15 protein-coding genes are annotated in these 17,836 nt (G+C 60.2%); 10 read left to right on the plus strand and 5 right to left on the minus strand.

The window, feature by feature from the left end; all coding sequences use genetic code 11:
• Positions 1–108 precede the first annotated feature (108 nt).
• From EC915_RS04715 to EC915_RS04735, 5 genes are all read left to right on the plus strand, one after another.
• Entirely contained in the window at positions 109–930 is an 822-nt protein-coding gene (locus EC915_RS04715) for a sugar phosphate isomerase/epimerase (RefSeq protein ID WP_133749335.1), read from the plus strand.
• The gene (locus EC915_RS04720) at positions 923–1,888 is read left to right on the plus strand and encodes a sugar kinase (protein ID WP_133749336.1); all 966 of its coding nucleotides are present in this window, start codon (positions 923–925) and stop codon (positions 1,886–1,888) included. Before EC915_RS04715 ends, EC915_RS04720 begins: the two co-directional genes overlap by 8 nt.
• Positions 1,889–1,953: 65 nt before the next feature.
• Positions 1,954–3,270: an MFS transporter gene (locus EC915_RS04725; RefSeq protein WP_133749337.1), complete on the plus strand. Its 1,317-nt coding sequence runs from the start codon at positions 1,954–1,956 to the stop codon at positions 3,268–3,270.
• 14 nt (positions 3,271–3,284) lie between these two features.
• Positions 3,285–4,271: an NAD(P)-dependent oxidoreductase gene (locus EC915_RS04730; RefSeq protein WP_133749338.1), complete on the plus strand. Its 987-nt coding sequence runs from the start codon at positions 3,285–3,287 to the stop codon at positions 4,269–4,271.
• Positions 4,272–4,745: 474 nt separating this feature from the next.
• The gene (locus tag EC915_RS04735; protein ID WP_133749339.1) at positions 4,746–5,009 is read left to right on the plus strand and encodes a DUF1652 domain-containing protein; all 264 of its coding nucleotides are present in this window, start codon (positions 4,746–4,748) and stop codon (positions 5,007–5,009) included.
• Positions 5,010–5,245: 236 nt separating this feature from the next.
• On the opposite strand, the gene EC915_RS04740 is transcribed toward EC915_RS04735, so the two are convergent.
• On the minus strand, positions 5,246–7,660 hold the full coding sequence (locus EC915_RS04740) for a UvrD-helicase domain-containing protein (protein ID WP_166650927.1): 2,415 nt from the start codon (positions 7,658–7,660) through the stop codon (positions 5,246–5,248).
• Positions 7,661–8,046: 386 nt separating this feature from the next.
• Between EC915_RS04740 and EC915_RS04745 the strand changes: the two genes are divergently transcribed.
• On the plus strand, positions 8,047–8,745 hold the full coding sequence (locus EC915_RS04745) for a pirin family protein (RefSeq protein WP_133749340.1): 699 nt from the start codon (positions 8,047–8,049) through the stop codon (positions 8,743–8,745).
• A gap of 237 nt (positions 8,746–8,982) precedes the next feature.
• Here the strand turns inward: EC915_RS04745 and hemB are convergent, their stop codons facing one another.
• Both hemB and EC915_RS04755 read right to left on the minus strand, forming a co-directional pair.
• Positions 8,983–9,957, minus strand: a complete 975-nt coding sequence (gene hemB / locus EC915_RS04750) for a porphobilinogen synthase (RefSeq protein ID WP_133749341.1) — start codon at positions 9,955–9,957, stop codon at positions 8,983–8,985.
• 332 nt (positions 9,958–10,289) lie between these two features.
• Positions 10,290–10,820 (minus strand): GNAT family N-acetyltransferase, encoded by a 531-nt coding sequence (locus tag EC915_RS04755; RefSeq protein WP_133749342.1) that lies wholly within the window; start codon positions 10,818–10,820, stop codon positions 10,290–10,292.
• Positions 10,821–10,928: 108 nt separating this feature from the next.
• Here EC915_RS04755 and EC915_RS04760 point away from each other — a divergent pair, with 108 nt between their 5' ends.
• Positions 10,929–11,816 (plus strand): LysR family transcriptional regulator, encoded by an 888-nt coding sequence (locus EC915_RS04760; protein ID WP_133749343.1) that lies wholly within the window; start codon positions 10,929–10,931, stop codon positions 11,814–11,816.
• A 48-nt stretch (positions 11,817–11,864) separates the two neighbouring features.
• On the plus strand, positions 11,865–12,818 hold the full coding sequence (locus tag EC915_RS04765) for a class I SAM-dependent methyltransferase (RefSeq protein WP_133749344.1): 954 nt from the start codon (positions 11,865–11,867) through the stop codon (positions 12,816–12,818).
• Positions 12,819–12,880: 62 nt separating this feature from the next.
• Here EC915_RS04765 and EC915_RS04770 read toward each other — a convergent pair whose 3' ends face one another.
• The gene (locus EC915_RS04770) at positions 12,881–14,500 is read right to left on the minus strand and encodes a methyl-accepting chemotaxis protein (RefSeq protein ID WP_133749345.1); all 1,620 of its coding nucleotides are present in this window, start codon (positions 14,498–14,500) and stop codon (positions 12,881–12,883) included.
• Between the two features lie 337 nt (positions 14,501–14,837).
• Positions 14,838–15,674, minus strand: coding sequence for an IclR family transcriptional regulator (locus EC915_RS04775; protein ID WP_133749346.1), 837 nt, complete (start codon positions 15,672–15,674; stop codon positions 14,838–14,840).
• A gap of 262 nt (positions 15,675–15,936) precedes the next feature.
• On the opposite strand from EC915_RS04775, the gene EC915_RS04780 reads away from it, so the two are divergent.
• Positions 15,937–16,965: an ABC transporter ATP-binding protein gene (locus EC915_RS04780; RefSeq protein WP_133749347.1), complete on the plus strand. Its 1,029-nt coding sequence runs from the start codon at positions 15,937–15,939 to the stop codon at positions 16,963–16,965.
• A complete protein-coding gene (locus EC915_RS04785; protein ID WP_133749348.1) occupies positions 16,962–17,834 on the plus strand; it encodes an ABC transporter permease in 873 nt (290 codons plus the stop codon). Before EC915_RS04780 ends, EC915_RS04785 begins: the two co-directional genes overlap by 4 nt.
• Positions 17,835–17,836 lie beyond the last annotated feature (2 nt).

The raw sequence follows: 17,836 nt of genomic DNA on the forward strand, positions 1-17,836 counted from the left end.
GGCCAGCCGCAGTCAGCGCCGCAAGTCAGCAGCCCTGTTTTTTTGGCGAACTTTTTTCGAGTTCGTCAGTTCGAAGCAAAATGAAACCGGTTTCAGAGGATAAAAATAATGAGCCGATTCCCCGTTGCCATCAGCCTGGGCGCCTTTGGTGCCGACCTCGTACGTGAGCGCGGCCAAGCCAGCTTCATTGCGTTGCTGGTGGAGGCCGGCGTCACCCGCATTGAGCTGCGCGAAGAACTGTTCACTACAAACCTTGCCGACGAAAATTTCCCGGCACTGGCCGAAGCCATTCGTGCGCAAGGTCTGGAATGCTTGTACTCGGCGCCTCTGGAGTTGTGGATCGAAGGCCAGAATGCACCCAATGCGCAACTGCAACCTACGCTGGAGCGCGCAGCTGCCTGTGGCGCCGCGTGGTTGAAGGTTTCCCTCGGCCATTTCACCGACGACAGTGACGTCGCCGCGCTGGCTGATCGCCTGGCGCGGCACGAGGTGCACTTGCTGGTGGAAAACGATCAGACGCCACAAGGCGGCACTGTGCAACCGCTGACCCGTTTCTTCGCACGGGTAGAAGCCCTGCAAATGCCCATTGGCATGACCTTCGATATCGGCAACTGGCTGTGGCAGGCGCAATCGGCCAGCGCGGCGGCGCTTCAACTCGGGCGCTACGTCCAATACCTGCATTGCAAGGCGGTTTCGCGCAATGCCGCCGGCAAACTCATTGCTGTGCCGCCGGGTCAGAGCGATCTGCACCTGTGGGAGCAATTGTTGAAGCACATGCCGGTCGGCCTGCCCCGCGCAATCGAATACCCCCTGCAAGGCGATGATCTGCTGCAGGTGACACGCCTGCAGGTCCAGACCCTCGCCCGGCTCGGAGCTGCCCTGCATCAGCCCAACCTCACCCCGACGCTGGAGGCCGTGAGCCATGTCTGAGATCGATATTCTCTCCTTCGGCGAGACCATGACCATGCTGGTCGCCGAACAGAGCGGTAACCTGGCCGCTGTCAGGCACTTCGAAAAACGCATCGCAGGGGCCGACAGCAATGTTGCCATCGGCCTGTCACGCCTGGGCTTCAAGGTGGCATGGCTGAGCCGTGTGGGTCACGACTCCATGGGCCGTTTCGTGACGGACAGCCTGACGGCAGAGGGCGTCGATTGCAGCCATGTGGCGATTGACCCTGCGCACCCCACCGGCTTTCAGTTCAAGTCCCTGGAGCTCGACGGTGCAGACCCGGTGGTCGAGTATTTCCGCAGGGGCTCGGCGGCCAGTCATCTGTCAGTCAATGACATCGTTCCTGATCTGCTCAAGGCGCGGCACCTGCACGCCACCGGCATTCCGGCAGCGCTATCGGACAGCTGCCGGGAGCTGTCCCAGGTGTTGATGACGCAAATGCGCGATGCCGGTCGCAGCGTCTCGTTTGACCCCAACCTGCGGCCTTCACTGTGGTCGAGTCAGGCGCTGATGATTCGTGAGGTCAACCACCTTGCCAGCCTCGCGCACTGGGTTATGCCAGGCATGGCCGAAGGCGAATTGCTGACCGGCTTCGACACCCCGGCCGATATCGCCAGCTTCTATCTGGACCTGGGCGTTGAAGCCGTAGTGATCAAGCTCGGCGCCAAAGGCGCGTATTACCGCACGCAACTGAATGAGGCTTTCGTGCCCGGCGTCGTCGTGCCCAAGGTGATCGACACCGTCGGCGCGGGCGATGGCTTCGCTGTGGGCGTGATCAGTGCGCTGCTGGAAAATCTTGATTTCGCTCAAGCCACCGGCCGGGGCAACTGGATCGGCAGCCAGGCCGTTCAAAGCCGCGGCGATATGGAGGGCTTGCCGACCTTGGCCGAACTGCGTGCCGGCCAAGCGCAACCGGCAGCCCGACGACACAGCGCCTGACCGATCGTGAAAGGTTTGTCCCTATCACCTGCTGCGACAAGAACAACACCCTCAGGGAGTCCGACATGGAAAAGCTACTCGAAACCGTAAAGCACGCGGGTCTCAAACGCCGTTGGCTGCTGATCATGCCCATCGTGTTCATCACTTACAGCCTGGCCTACCTGGACCGCGCCAACTATGGCTTTGCCACTGCTTCGGGCATGGCCGAGGACCTGAACATCACCCCCGGCATGTCGTCGTTGCTGGGGGCGCTGTTCTTCCTCGGTTACTTCTTCTTCCAGGTGCCCGGCGCAATTTACGCGCAAAAGAAAAGCGTGAAAAAGCTGATTTTTGTCAGTCTGATTCTCTGGGGCGCTTTGGCGACGCTCACCGGGATCGTCTCCAACGCCTACATGCTGATCGGCATCCGCTTCATGCTCGGCGTCGTCGAAGCGGCCGTGATGCCCGCCATGCTGGTGTACCTGTGCTACTGGTTCACCAAGGCCGAGCGCTCGCGGGCTAACACTGTGCTGATCCTCGGCAATCCAGCGACCATGCTGTGGATGTCGGTGGTGTCCGGCTATCTGGTGGCGCATTTCAGTTGGCGCTGGATGTTCATCGTTGAGGGCATCCCGGCGGTGGTCTGGGCCTTTATCTGGTGGCGTCTGGTGGATGAACGTCCGGCTCAGGCCAAATGGCTGACGGCGCAAGAGAAAACCGAACTGCAGTCACGGCTGGACGCAGAGCAAGTCGGTATCAAGCCAGTGAAAAATTACGCCCAGGCCTTCCGCTCGCCCAAGGTTCTGCTGTTGGCCGCTCAGTATTTTTGCTGGAGCATCGGCGTTTACGGCTTTGTGCTGTGGCTGCCGACCATCATCAAGAAAGGCATGCAGATGGACATGGTCGAAGCGGGCTGGCTGTCCGCGCTGCCCTACCTGGCGGCGGTGATTGGCATGATCGTGGTGTCGTGGGGATCGGACAAATTACAGAAGCGCAAACTGTTCGTCTGGCCTCCTTTACTGCTGGCTGCAGTTGCCTTCTATGGCTCCTATGCGCTGGGCACCGATCACTTCTGGTGGTCCTACTCGTTACTGGTGATTGCCGGTGCCTGCATGTACGCACCCTATGGCCCGTTCTTCGCCATCGTGCCGGAAATCCTGCCCTCCAACGTCGCGGGTGGCGCCATGGCATTGATCAACAGCCTCGGCGCACTGGGCTCGTTCGCAGGCTCCTACCTGGTCGGCTACCTGAATGGCGTAACCGGGACCTTGAGCGCCTCGTACCTGTTCATGAGCGGCGCGCTGCTGGTGTCGGTGGTACTGACGCTGTTGCTCAAACCGGATAACCGCGCACAGCCAGTGGGCGATGAGACAAATGTACATCGCACCGCTGCGCATCCTTGACTGGAAAAACCCTGATGAAAAAGCAAGTTGTGCTGTACAAGAAACTCTCCCCGCCTCTGATAGCGCGCCTGGAGGCGGTCGCACAGGTCACGCTGATCGAAGACCCGAAGAGTGCAGACGGCATGGCCCGCCTGCGCGATGCACTGCCTGAGGCGGACGGGCTACTGGGGGCCAGCATCAAACTGGCCGCACCGTTGCTGGACCTCGCACCGAAGCTCAAGGTGGTGTCCAGCGTCTCGGTGGGGGTCGACAACTACGACATCGAGTACCTGACGGGTCGTGGCATTCTGCTTACCAACACCCCGGACGTGCTGACCGAAACCACTGCCGACACCGGCTTTGCCTTGATCATGGCCACGGCGCGGCGGGTGGTGGAGCTGGCGAGCATGGTTCGCGCCGGGCAATGGACGCAGAATATCGGGCCCACGCACTTTGGCACTGATGTACACGGCAAGACCCTCGGCATCATCGGCATGGGCCGAATTGGCGAGGCGCTGGCGCAGCGTGGGCATTTTGGCTTCGGCATGCCGGTGATTTACCACAGTCACTCGCCCAAGCCAGCCGTCGAGACCCGGTTCGGCGCGCAGTACCGCAGCCTCGAAATATTGCTGCGCGAGGCTGACTTTGTCTGCCTGACGCTACCGCTGACTGCGCAAACCCAAGGATTGATCGGCGCAAAGCAGTTCGCGTTGATGCGCCCGGAGACCATCTTTATCAACATCGCCAGAGGCAAGGTGGTAGACGAGCAGGCAATGATCCAGGCCCTGCGCAACCGCCATATTCGCGCGGCCGGACTGGATGTATTCGAGCGAGAACCGCTGCCAGCGGACTCCCCCTTGCTGCAGTTGGACAACGTGGTAGCCACCCCGCACATGGGTTCGGCAACCCACGAAACCCGAGAGGCCATGGCTCGCTGCGCAGTAAATAACATGCTCGGCGCGCTGACTGGAGAGCGGCCAAAAAATCTAGTGAATGAACCGGCCTGGACAGCGCAAGGCTAATCCATACTCGGATCCGTAACGGCATTCGTTGACCTGAAGAGGTTGCGACGATGGGGCCAGGTCGACGTTTCGGCCTCATCGCGAATGAATGTGCGCCTGCAAGTCTACGTGCTGTTTGAAGCGGTTCAGCAGTTAAACCGTACGCCACACCCGATGACCTTCTCCCTATCTCAAACACGTTGGTTATATGGAATAACGCTCAATCCTCAATCAGAAAGATCGTTTTGCTATAACAAAACATGATCTGAATCACTGAAAAATGAATTTTGCGTTGCCTGCCTGCTTTTTCTCATTTTTGTCAAAAGTCGATGCTACCTTTAGCTGACTCGTCTTTCATGCTTCGATTTACGCAGGACAAAAACAAAGCAATGCGATGCTCAGGTACGCTATGCATTGTCCTTCGGAGTTGGCTGACAGACGCCGTTTCCTGCCCTGCGGAGCCTTGGAATTGCTCGATCGAACGAGGTAGGCACCATGAACAAAGTCACCTTTCCCAATGCCTGTCAGCTCATGCGCTGGCACTTCCACCCAGTGGGCTTCGAAGCCAATATGGACGCACCCAGCAGCATGGTCGTGCGCCTGTTCGACCGTGCCAGTGGCGAAACGGTAATCGCCATTGCCGGGATTCCCTGCGCTACGGTGATGAACGCCATGGACGTGGAGCGCATCATCGAAGCCATCGAGCTTGAGCTGGAAACCTTTGCGCCGCAGCGGGCGTTGTACCTGAGCCACGCTTGATTGCGGCAGCGCGGCCTTTACATTCGCCACATCCAGTGCATCGACAGACCGCATCGCCCGGTTCATGTTTTGCGGATGAATCCGCGCCTATAGGGGTTTTGTGCGTCGCACAGACCAGGCAGTCTCTGCCAAGGTTGCCTTGGCGAGCCGGTGCAATAAATAAAGACGCCGATGCCCTGTAGGAGCGAATTCATTCGCGATGTGCGGGTGTGTTCAATACATTTCCAGGGCCTGCATCACGTATCCAACACCGCAACACCGCGTCGATCCTCGAAAAACGCTTTGTCGCTGGCGATTCTCGCGGATGCTTTGGGCACGCTTGCATCCTCATTGCCTACCGCATCGATGAACCAGTAGCAATGCCGCACTGCTCGGGTGATCGCCACATAGGCCAGGCGCAGCACTTCGTCTTTCTGTGCGGTATCGAAGGCTTCAAGATCGCCCTCCTTGCCCAGCCCGGCCAGTTGGTAAACCTGATTTTTGTAAGGCGACTGGGTCAAGTGCTGGCAATCCCCGAGCAGGAATACCGCGTCCGCCTGCAGGCCCTTGGAACTGTGGTAGGTCAGTTGCTTGAGACGACGCTCGTGCGGCGCCAGTGCATGGTCAGCGCGCATCAGCGCTTGCAGCGGCTCTGGCAGCTTGTTGCGTTCGCTGCCCTTGCGATACAGCAGCAATATCGAATCACCGGCGTTGTAGTGTTCGAGCAGGGTCGCCACCAGTCGATCCTCATCACGATCCAGTACCGTGACCGGCAGCAGTTCCTGTTCCAGGCCACTGGCGCGGGCTTTCTTGCCGCTGATCGCAGGCGCGGCCCGGACGATGTGCTCGGCAGCATCGATGATGTGCTGATGGCTGCGGAAGTTGTCGCTGAGCATGACCTTGGTGGTCGATGGCGACGAGAACTCCTTGGGGAACTCCATGAAGAATTTCGGTGAACTGCCGCGCCAGCCATAGATCGATTGCCAGTCATCGCCCACACACAACAGCGACGAACGCTGCGCGCCACGTCCGGCGTGCAGTGCCGATCCACGGCTGCGCACTTCGCGCAGACTGGCGCGAAGCCAGGACACGATCTGCGGCGAGACGTCCTGAAACTCGTCGATCATCAGATGTGACAGCGGCCGCAAGCCCTCGTCGCTGACCAGCTTGAGGTTCTCCGGCGACTTCTCGCCGAACAGCGAGAACATCCGGTTGTAAGTCATCACCGGCGGGGTCTGCTCCAGCAGATGATCTTCGAAGGCTTTCCAGAACAGGCTCAAGGCTTCGAAGAAAAAACGGTCCGGGTCTTGGTCGAAAAAACTCATCTGCGACACAGCGTCGGGCACATCGAGACCGAGGTTTTCGATGAACCCGGCGGCCGCAACGAAGCAATCGAGCAACGGTGCTGCGCTCAGCTCGCCCTTGACCTTGTAATCGAACCCCGGCCCGGCCACGGCAGCCCCGGACAGCGACTGCATCATGCCTCGCGATGCTTCGTAGTTTTCCAGCCAGATCACCGGCTTGCGGCAGAACGCCTGGAACAGCGTGCGCTTGATCACCCATTCGGCCCAGACCGGCAGTTTGGCATCGGGGCGGCGCAAGTGCTGGTCCTCGCCGGGGTCGAAACCCAGCACGATCCATGCATCCAGCTCAGCAGCGTAGCCGTGAACATGGAAGCTCAAACCGCTGACCTCAACCGTCTGGCGCATCGGCTCGACACCCTGAATCGGCCAGGCGCCGGCACGAATCCACAGGTCTTCGATAATGTCGCACAACTCTTCGTCGCGCTTGGCCGACAGGCCCATCACCGTGATGCGTTTCTGCACGTCCGGGTGGTCGCGGTCCAGTTCCTTGAGCTGCAACGAATGCCTATACAGCGGCGCCATCACCTCGCGGAAACGTGGGCTGGTAGCATAGAGGTCGCGATAGCACAGGTTCATCTGCTGCCGTTGGGCGTCGTTGATGCGCAGGTCGAACGGGTTACTGTCCGCACCCTCGTCCAACGGGTTGCCGACAGCCAGCGTGTGAGTCTGGTTAGTGAGGTTCTCGAACGCCTGTAATTGCTCCAAACCCGGCAGGCTGCGAACCAGCGGCAGGATGCGCGAATGGAACGTGCGCACTACGTCACGGGCCTGGCGCAGGGACAGGTCCTGCCCCCATAGCGCCATGACCTCGATGAGCTTGTTGATGAAGTCCTTGCGCGACTCGCGGGTGAAGGTCACCACGGTCATGGAATCCAGCTCGAAGCCCAGGTAGTGGTTGAGCAACAGAACCCGCAGTACCAGCGAGGTCGACTTGCCTGCCCCGGCTCCGGCGATGACATAGGTCGACGGTGTGTCGCTGAAAATCATCTTCCACTGCGCCGCAGTGGGCTGAGCGTGCGACGGTAACTTTTCAGCGACGTCGGCCTTGATGCGTTTTTTCAGCTCGCTGGTCAGCGGCAAGCGCCAGTCATCGAACAGATGGTCGTCGACCCGTGGTCCGCGGTGCTCCAGCGGACGAGTATCGCGAATCACCAACACCTGCCGGCCTTCTTCGATGCCGTCCAGGTGGCCTTCGGCATAGCCCTCGTTCATCCCTTCGACGTGGCCGTTGAGGAAACCGTCGGCATGTCCCTGTCTCCACGACGGCACATGTTGGGCCTGCATGCGCGACAGGCTGCGGCCGATCATCCGCGCCAGCAAACGTTTGAAGAATGGCAGGCGTTCGGGAACAGTCAGATCAGGAGGTAAATCGGCGGCTGGGTCGTGGGGTGGCTCGGCGGGAAAATCGTGCGACACGCGGGCTCCATGTATCAGCGTTAAAGAGAGGGCGCCTATGGTCGCCCCATTCGCCGTCAAGCTCCAGCGAAATGCTTGTTGGTCATGGGGTTAGCCGATCAAGTGCAGGTTGTGACGTAAAAGCAGACACCCCCTAACCATTCAAGTATTCGATTGGAATGACGCAAAACTTACGCTTTTTATCGATGTAATGTGGGTAGATGATGTGGTCATCTACTTAAGACTCATCAACAGCGGCGCGGCCTAGTCGTCCGGCCCTGCTAATGGAGGCACTGACCATGCTGCAACTTCGTCCTTTCAAATCCCTGGGTGGCGCGGACCATGGCTGGCTGAACGCCCATCACCATTTCTCATTCGCCAACTACTACGACCCAAGCCGCATGAGCTGGGGCCAACTGCGGGTCTGGAACGATGATGTGATCCAGGCTGGCACTGGTTTCCCGCTTCATCCGCACCGGGACATGGAAATCATCACCTATGTCCGCGAAGGCGCGATCACCCACGAAGACAGCCTGGGCAACCGTGGCCGTACCGAAGCAGGCGATGTGCAAGTGATGAGTGCGGGTACTGGTGTGGCTCATAGTGAGTACAACCTGGAATCCGAAGAGACGCGTATTTTCCAGATCTGGATCATCCCGGATGAGCTTAACGGAGCACCTTCCTGGGGCGCGAAACCCTTCCCGAAAGGCAACCGCGAGGGTTTCGTGACCCTGGCCAGCGGCAAGGCGGACGACGACATAGCGCTACGCATTCGTGCGAATGCCCGGTTGGTCGCGGCCAATATCAAGGCGGGCGAAACCGCCGAATACCTGCTGGATAAAGGGCGCCGAGCCTATCTGGTGCCAGCAACGGGCATCATCGAGGTCAACGGTATGCGCGCTGAGGCGCGTGATGGCATCGCCGTTGAAGATGAGCACGTGCTGCGCGTCACGGCCATCGAAGACAGCGAAATCGTATTGGTGGACGTGGCGGGATAAAACGCTGACGCATGCATGAAAAAAGCCCCGGCTTCCTGTGAAGACGGGGCTTTTTCTGCTTTGCATCTGAGCGTCTGTGCAGGCCGCTCCCTCCCTTTCATTCACGATCAGACCCGTGCAGACGACTCATCTCTAGCGCATGCACACGCTTTCGCGAAAGAATTCGCGCTTACAGACCCAGCGTGGTGCCCGGCTCCTGCGCGCAGCCTTCGCCGGCAAGCAGGGTGAATGTCGGACTCAGATCCCGCTCAATGCCAGATCCATTGCGAAGTAGGTGAAGATTAGATCCGCACCCGCACGCTTGATAGCGCCGAGGCTTTCACGGACTACACGGCCTTCGTCGATGGCGCCAGCCTGGGCGCCGAACTTGATCATCGCGTACTCGCCGCTGACCTGATACGCCGCCAGCGGCAGGTTCGAGGCCTCGCGGATGTCGCGGATGATGTCCAGATAGGCGCCCGCAGGCTTGACCATCAGCGCATCGGCGCCCTCGGCCTCATCCAGCAGCGACTCGCGCAAGGCCTCACGACGGTTCATCGGGTTCATCTGGTAGGTTTTACGGTCGCCCTGGAGCGCCGAGCCGCCTGCTTCACGGAACGGGCCGTAGAGCGATGAGGCGAACTTGGTGGAGTACGCCATGATCGGTGTCTGGGTAAAACCCGCAGCATCCAGCGCTGCACGGATGGCCCTGACCTGCCCGTCCATCGCCGCCGAGGGTGCGATCACATCGGCACCGGCGCGAGCGGCCATCACCGCCTGCTTGCCAAGGTTCTCGATGGTCGCATCGTTGTCGACGTGGGCACCGTGCATCACGCCGCAATGGCCGTGGTCGGTGTATTCACAAAAGCAGGTATCGGACATCACGATCATGTCCGGCACCGCGTCTTTGATGGTGCGAGAAATCCGCGAGACCAGACCCTTTTCCTGCCAGGTGTCACTGCCGCTGGCGTCCAGGTGGTGGGAGACGCCGAAGGTCATCACCGACTTGATCCCGGCACGGGCGTAGCGCTCGACTTCCTGAGCCAGTTTCGACTCTGGAATGCGACTCACGCCAGGCATGCTGTTGATCGGCACGAAGTCATCGACTTCTTCTTCAACGAAAATCGGCAGCACCAGGTCATTAAGCGTGAACTCGGTTTCCTGGAACAGCGTGCGGAAATTGGCGTTGCTGCGCAGGCGACGTGGACGAGCGGCGGGAAACAGACTGGACATGGCGGTTCCTGAGCGAAGAGGTGTGGACAGCGACAGACTGGACGGGGCTGGTCGCTAACAATGGCGCGAAGCTTATTCCTGCATCGCTCCGGATTCAAATATCGGGGCGATAAAGAGAATTGTTGGACGCGCAAAAGTAGGGCTTGAGCCATCGACGAAATCAGGCCCGTAGGCCCGCCAGCTCAGCTACCGGCGGATATAGCTGCTTTGACAGTTAAAGCCTGCGGGTGCGCTGATTGACCGCACCTGCGGCAAATGCCTCCAGGGCTGTGTCGGAACTGCGCATGGCGCAACGGCTCGCAATGGGTGGCGGGCGCGAGGTTTCGACCGCTTCAGCCTGGCAGGTTGTCATCGCCCTCACCCAGTGGGCGCTGCATGATCACCGTATCCAGCCAGCGCCCATGCTTGAAGCCCACCGATTCGAGTACGCCAGCCTTGCGAAAGCCCAGGCGCTCGTGGAGCCGGATCGATGCGATATTTTCACTGTTGCCGATGATCGCCACCATTTGCCGCCTGCCGCCTTCGATGCAACGCTCAATAATTAGGTTCAACAGCGCACTGCCAATTCCCAGACCTGCCCTGCCTTCACGGACATACACCGAATCCTCGACGGTGAAGCGATAGGCTGGCCGTGGCCGGTAGAGCGTGGCGTAGCCGTACCCGACGACCTCGCCGTCGAGCTTGGCGACCAGATAAGGCAATCCGATGGCGCAGATATCCTCACGGCGCTTGAGCATCTGTTCAAGGGTCGGCGGCTCCAGTTCAAAGCTGGCCGTGCCGTACTGCACGTGGTGGGCGTAGATCGCCTGCACTGCGTGCATGTCATTTTCGCTGGCGTCGCGCAGGATCAGGTTTTGGGACATTCAGAGGGTCTCGATGGTGGATATGAATGCTGATGACAGAATGATGACGCACCGCCTGACCTAAACAAAGCTATGATTCGTCATCTTTAGCATAAGTAAAACTTTGGCATGAAACGCCTCAATCTCAATCATTTGCACACCTTTGCCCAGGTCATGGAACACGGCAGTTTTTCCGCTGCGGGCGAGCGCCTTGGCCTGACCCAACCGGCGGTCAGCCTGCATATTCGCCAACTGGAAGCGCGCCTGAACCTGCGTCTGATCGAACGGGTCGGCAAGCGCGTCAAGCCCACTTCGGCCGGTACAACCTTGCTCGAACACATCGGGCGCATCGACGCGGTGATCGAAGCCGCCCTGTTGGACCTGTCTGGCCACGCCCAGGGTATCGCCGGGCAGATCGCTATCGGCACGGGGGCCACCGCCTGCATTCACCTGCTGCCGCCACTCCTGCGTGCCTTGCGCCTGCAATTTCCGGCGCTGGACGTGCGCGTGAGTACCGGAAATACCGATGCCATCCTGCGCGCCGTCGAAGAAAACCGGCTGGATGTCGCACTGGTCACGCTGCCTGCCTCGGGGCGAAGCCTGTCGATCAACCCGCTGCTGGAGGACGAGTTCGTGGCGATTTTCAGCACCGATCAACCTGACCTGCCATCGTTGCTGACGCCGCAGCTCCTTGAAAGCATACCGCTGGTGGTTTTTGAAGCGGGCAGCAGCACGCGTTTGTTGATCGATGAGTGGTTCCTGCTGGCCGGCCTGCGCGTCAAACCGGTGATGGAGCTGGGCAGCATCGAGGCCATCAAGGAAATGGTTGCAGCGGGTCTGGGTTACAGCATCGTGCCGTACCTGTCGGTGGCCGCAGCCCACCACCGCCGCGGCTTGCGCATCCAGCCGTTGACACCGTCCCTGACACGCACGCTGGGCATTGTGCTGCGTCAGGACAAGCCCGTGAACAAGGCGCTGCGTCAGGTGCTCGAAGCGCTGCAGACGCTGAGCCCCTGATTGGGTTTAGAATGCCGCCCTTCCTCACTGCCGACCCGCTGCCCACCGATGAATGCCGACGCACTGAACACCCTCACCGAGCATCTGCTCACCGCCCTGGCCCCTGCACCCGCAGAAACCCGACGCTTGTTCCATGGCCGTGGGCGACGCTGGCCAGGGCTTGAGCAACTGACCGTGGACTGGATGCAAGGGGTGCTGCTGGTGTCGTTGTTCAAAGAACCCGCCACAGATGAACTGCATGCACTGAAAACACGGCTGCTCGACCTGACCCGGCAGCAAACCTGGAAAGACACTCAGGCCCACACCCTGCTGCTGCAACATCGCTACCTGCCCGACAGCCACACCGAAACGCTGACGGGCAAGATGCCGGATGAGTGGACGCTGACCGAGGGTGGTTTGCGCTACCTCGTGGATTTGGGCAAGAAGCAGAACTGCGGGCTATTTCTGGACATGCGCTATGGCCGGGACTGGGTGCGCGCCAACGCTGGCGGCAAGCGCGTCCTGAACCTGTTCGCTTACACCTGTGGCTTTTCAGTGGCGGCGATTGCCGGTGGCGCGCAATCGGTGGTCAACGTGGACATGTCACGCGCAGCCTTGAGCCGGGGTCGCGATAACCACCGTCTGAACGGCCATGACCTGAACAAGGTCGGCTTTCTCGGCCATGAATTGTTCAAGTCGTGGGGTAAGGTAAAGAGTGGTGGGCCTTACGATTTGGTGATCATCGACCCGCCGTCGTTCCAGAAGGGCAGCTTTCTGCTGACCAAGGATTACCAGCGCGTGTTGCGCAAGCTCCCGGAATTACTAAGTAGCGAAGGCACGGTGCTGGCTTGCATGAATGACCCGGCCCTGGGTGCGGATTTTCTGATCGAGGGTGTGACGCGTGAAGCGCCAGGGTTGCGTTTTGAACAGCGGCTGAACAACCCGCCGGAGTTTGCCGATATCGAGCCCGGTGGCGGGCTAAAGGTACTCGTGTTCCGCCAGCAAAGCGGCGCAGAGCTATAAACCAGAAGCTGCAAGAGAGGCGCTTACGATCTCGCCTTGCAGCTTGGCATTCACCTGCGCTTTTAAGCGCTGAGACGCGAAATCACGTCGTTCAACCCTGCCGACAAGCCATGCAGATCAACGCTGGCAGCCTGGGTGCGCTGTACGTTGCTCTGGTTGGTGGTGGCGATGGCAGTGATTTCCGTGAGGTTGCGCGAGATGTCTTCGGCCACGGAAGTCTGCTCTTCGGCTGCCGTAGCGATCTGCCGGTTCATGTCGCGTATCGCCTCGACCGCTGTGGTAATGCGTGCCAGCGAAGAGCCGGCCAGCGTCACCTGATCGACACTTTCCTGACTGCGCGACTGCCCGTTTTCAATGGCATGCGCAGCATCGATGGCGCCGGTCTGGACCGAGCTGATGATCTGGTTGATTTCCGCAGTCGACGCCGCTGTGCGCTGGGCCAGCGTACGTACTTCATCGGCCACTACTGCGAAACCCCGGCCTGCATCCCCGGCTCGGGCAGCCTCGATCGCTGCGTTCAATGCCAGCAAATTGGTTTGCTCGGCGATGCCACGAATCACCTCCAGGACCTTGCCGATCCGGCCGCTGTCGCTTTCCAGGCGGCGAATGACATCGGCGGTGTTGCTGATTTCGGCGCGCATTCGAGTAATCGCGGTAATGGTTGCGTCCATGACCTTGCCACCCTCCTGCGAGCTGCGGTCTGCCTCATCGGCAGCGTGCGCGGCCTGGGCGGCGTGACGGGCGACTTCCTGGGCAGTGGCCGACATCTCGGTCATCGCCGTGGCCACCTGATCGGTGCGCTCGAACTGCTCGTTAGTGCCCTGCGCCATCAACGCCGCGATGGCTTTCAACTCACCACCGGCGCTGTCCAGATCGGTGGTACTGCGTTTGAGCCGAGTGAACGTGTCGGCAAGGAAGTCGCGCAAGGTGTTGGCTGCAATCGCCAGCCGCCCCAGTTCATCCTGCCGCGTCACGTTGACCCGTTCACTGAAATGACCCTGGCTCAGTTGCGCGACGTAATCGATCAACAGGCTGATCGGCTTGACGATATTGCGGTTGACCATCCACAGCGCCAGGATGCCCACCAGCAAGGCTGACGCCAGCATCACGACAGTGCCGATGAGGATGGTACGGTCGGCGGCGTGGCTGATGACCAGTGATTGCTGATCACTGAGTTTGCGCAGGCTGACCACCAGCCCGCTCATTTGATCACTGGTAGAGCGGTCTACCCCATTGACCGCCTGATCGCCCGCAACCGGATCGGCACCGGCCGCCACGAACGCATCGCGAGCCTTGCGATAGGCAACGCCCAGCGCTCGATGATCCTCACGCAGTTGGTCGACTTGCGCTTTGGAGGTGGCGTCCAGACCGTTGACAGCACCCAAACGGCCCAGCGTGTCCTGAACCTGACGTTCCTGATCTTCGAACTGCGCCCAGAGCTTGTCGCGCTCGGCGGGTTGTTTGCCACGTAGCAGAACGTTCTTCCACTCCTGGACCTGAACCTTGAATTGCAGGTTGGCCTGATCGACCAGTTGCGAGGCATGCAACGGTCCGTCCAGGAGGCCTCGATAGGCGTGCACATTGCTGGAAAGAAACTGGAAACAGGCCAGGGCGATCAGCAACACCAGCACCAGGCTGCCGCTAAGCAGTGCCAGAATCTGCAATTTGAGGGATTTGGACATAGGAAGAAGCTCATCAGGGAGGACTACCACCTTGGAAGGGAGGTCGATACGACGCTTTCCAAGGAAGGTTTGCTTGCCACATCCCTGTGCCGTCGTATAGAAAACGGCGGGCTTATGTCACTAGATTCGACCTCGCGGCGAAGTTCTTTAAGCGGCCCGCGACACATCCCGACAGGCGGTCAGGAGGCCTCATATGCACCTTTTGCTGGCAGGACTGATCAGGGATTTTTGCATCAGCCAACGCGCTGAGCACCACGGCGTTTTGACAGGTCTATGGCGAGCCATGGATACCTTGACCCTGTCTCAATGCGGTCCGGTTGGGCTGAGCTGAGTGCAATCATTCCTTCTGCCCGAATACCTGCGATGGTCTGCGCAGCACCGGGTCGAACGGGTTGATCTTCCGCCCGATCGCTGCCGCCTCGCGCTTGAGCATTTCGACCACGGTGGGCATGCGCTCGGCGTTCAACCGATCACTGATGGTGGCCACGCTCAACGCTGCAACCGCTCGGCCTTCGCGGTCAAGAATCGGCACCGCCAGACCGGCCATCCCTTCCAGAACCCCGGTGTTGCGCGAGGCATAGCCCAGACGCCGCACGTTGTCGACTTCCGAACGCAGCATCACCTCGTCGTAAAGGTGGAAATCTCGCAGACGCGGCAGGTTGTAGCGGATCACTGTGTCGCGCTCCTCTTCGGGCAGGAACGCCAGAATCGCCAGGCTGCCCTGCCCCACGCCGAGCGCCACGCGACCACCAATGTCGCCGGTGAACGTCCTGATCGGATAGGGCCCTTCGCTGCGATCCAGACAGACTGCGTCGAACCCGCTGCGCGCCAGCAGGAACAGCGAATCGCCCAATGAAGCTGACAGCCGCAGCAGGCTTGGCCGCACCACATCGCGCAAGTTACCGGTCTGCCCGGCTTTAGCCGCCAGGGCGAAAAACTCCAGGCTCAGGCGATAGCGTTTGCTGCGCACATCCTGCTCGACCATGCCCTCGTCCATCAGGCTGCGCAGCAAGCGGTGGGTGGTTGGCTGCGACAGGCCGATTTGTCGAGCCAGTTGCGTTACCCGTTCGCCGCCTTCCGGGCAGTCGCCCAGCCTGCGCAGTACCGCAAACAGCCGGGATACTGCGCCGACGCCAGTCTCTTTCGGTATGTCATTCCGGTCAGTGAAATCCACTTCTGTCTAATACCTTTTCCTATTCGATGAATGAATAAATATGAAAATACCAATCGATCAATGAAATTCAGCGTTGAGTCCATCCTATTCGCAGGCATAGGATCAGTCCACAGGGCGATTTGAATAACAGCGGCAGCCGACACAGATCGAGCGCCAGCGTCCATTGAGCGTGTTGTATCAGACAACACGCGTTCTCTCTTCGCATCTGCCCATAAAAAACGCACGCCTCAAGACGTGCACGAAAAAAAGGTGGAACGCAGCCATGGCTTTTCTTCAGCTTCAGGCACTGTGCAAACGTTACGGCGCCGTAGACGCGGTGGTCGCCACTGACTTGTCGGTGGAAAAAGGCGAATTGATGTCCCTGCTCGGCCCTTCCGGCTGCGGCAAAACCACCACCCTGCAAATGATCGCCGGTTTTGTCGACGTCACCTGCGGGCGGATCCTGCTCGACGGGCGCGATATCACCCATGCCAAACCCGCCAGCCGCGGCCTGGGCGTGGTCTTCCAGTCCTACGCGCTGTTCCCGCACATGAGTGTGCGCGACAACGTCGCCTTCGGCCTGAAGATGCGCAAGGTGCCAGCAGACGAAATCCAGCGTCGGGTGGCGCGCGTGCTGCAACTGGTGCGCCTGGATCAACACGCCGAGCGCTACCCCCGTGAGCTTTCCGGTGGACAGCGTCAACGTGTAGCACTGGCCCGGGCGCTGGTGATCGAGCCGCCGGTGCTGTTGCTCGATGAGCCGCTGTCCAACCTTGATGCCAATCTGCGTGAAGAGATGCAGTTCGAGATTCGGCGCATCCAGCGCGAAGTCGGCATTACCACCTTGATGGTCACTCACGATCAGGCCGAAGCGCTGTCGATCAGTGATCGCGTGGTGGTCATGCAGGCCGGTCGCATCACCCAGATCGACGAACCCTACACACTTTACGAGCACCCGCGTACGCGGTTCATTTCCGGTTTTGTCGGCAAGGCCAATCTGCTGCGCGGCGACCGCGATCACACGGGGGCTGCCCAGGTTCGCCAGCAGCCCGGCGACGGCGAACTGACCCTGAGCCTGCGCCCGGAAAAGATCGACCTGATCACTGCCGGCGCAGGGCGTCTGCAGGGTCGCATCATCACCCGCTACTTTCTCGGCAGTCAGTGGCTGTATCGCATCGATACGGCGATCGGCGAGCTGACGGTGGTGCGCCGCAACAATGGCCAGGCACCGATGAACGAAGGCACTGTCGTGGGGCTGGACTGGCCGGCGGAGTTGCTGCGAATCCTCGCTGTCGATGAGGTGTCGGCATGAGTGCAGTGAGTGTGCTGCGCGATACGGGCCGCGGTTACCTGTTGTCGTCCCCGGCGCTGGTGTTGTTCGTCGGCCTGCTGGTGGTGCCGTTGCTGCTGACGCTGGTGCTGTCGTTCAACGTGTTCGACTATGGGCTGGGCGTCAAAAGTGGCAGTTGGACCTTGGCCCAGTACCTGAACCTGGTCACCGATTCGTACTTCTACGAGATCTTCTTTCGCACCTTCTGGATCAGCGCGCTGGTGACCTTGCTCTGTGTCGTGATCGGGGTGCCCGAGGCGTACATCCTCAGCCGTATGGGCGCACCTTGGCGTTCGATTTTTCTGATTCTGATCCTCACCCCTCTGCTGATCTCGGTGGTGGTTCGGGCTTTTGGATGGAGCCTGTTGCTGGGCGCCGACGGGCTGGTCAATCAGGCGATCCAGGCCCTGGGCGGGCGTCCGGTCAAGCTGCTCTATACCCCGTTCGCGGTGGTTCTGGCGCTGGTCCACGTGATGCTGCCGTTCATGATCATCCCGGTGTGGACCTCGTTGCAGAAGCTTGATGCCTCAGCCGAACAGGCCGCGCTCTCGCTGGGCGCTAGCCAGACCAAGGTCACGCGTCTGGTGGTGCTGCCACAGGTCATGCCCGGCGTGCTGTCCGGCACGCTGATCGTCTTCGGTTTGTCGGCAAGCTCCTTCGCCATTCCCGGCCTGCTCGGTGGACGTCGCCTGAAGATGGTCGCCACCACGGTCTACGACCAATACCTCTCGGAACTCAACTGGCCCATGGGCGCGGCGATTGCCGTGGCCCTGTTGCTGATCAACCTGCTGGTGATGCTGTCGTGGAACCGGCTGGTCGAAGGCCGATATAAAAAATCCCTGGGGGAATGATT

It is taken from the genome of Pseudomonas sp. LP_7_YM, assembly GCF_004364435.1.
Taxonomy (GTDB): Bacteria; Pseudomonadota; Gammaproteobacteria; order Pseudomonadales; family Pseudomonadaceae; genus Aquipseudomonas.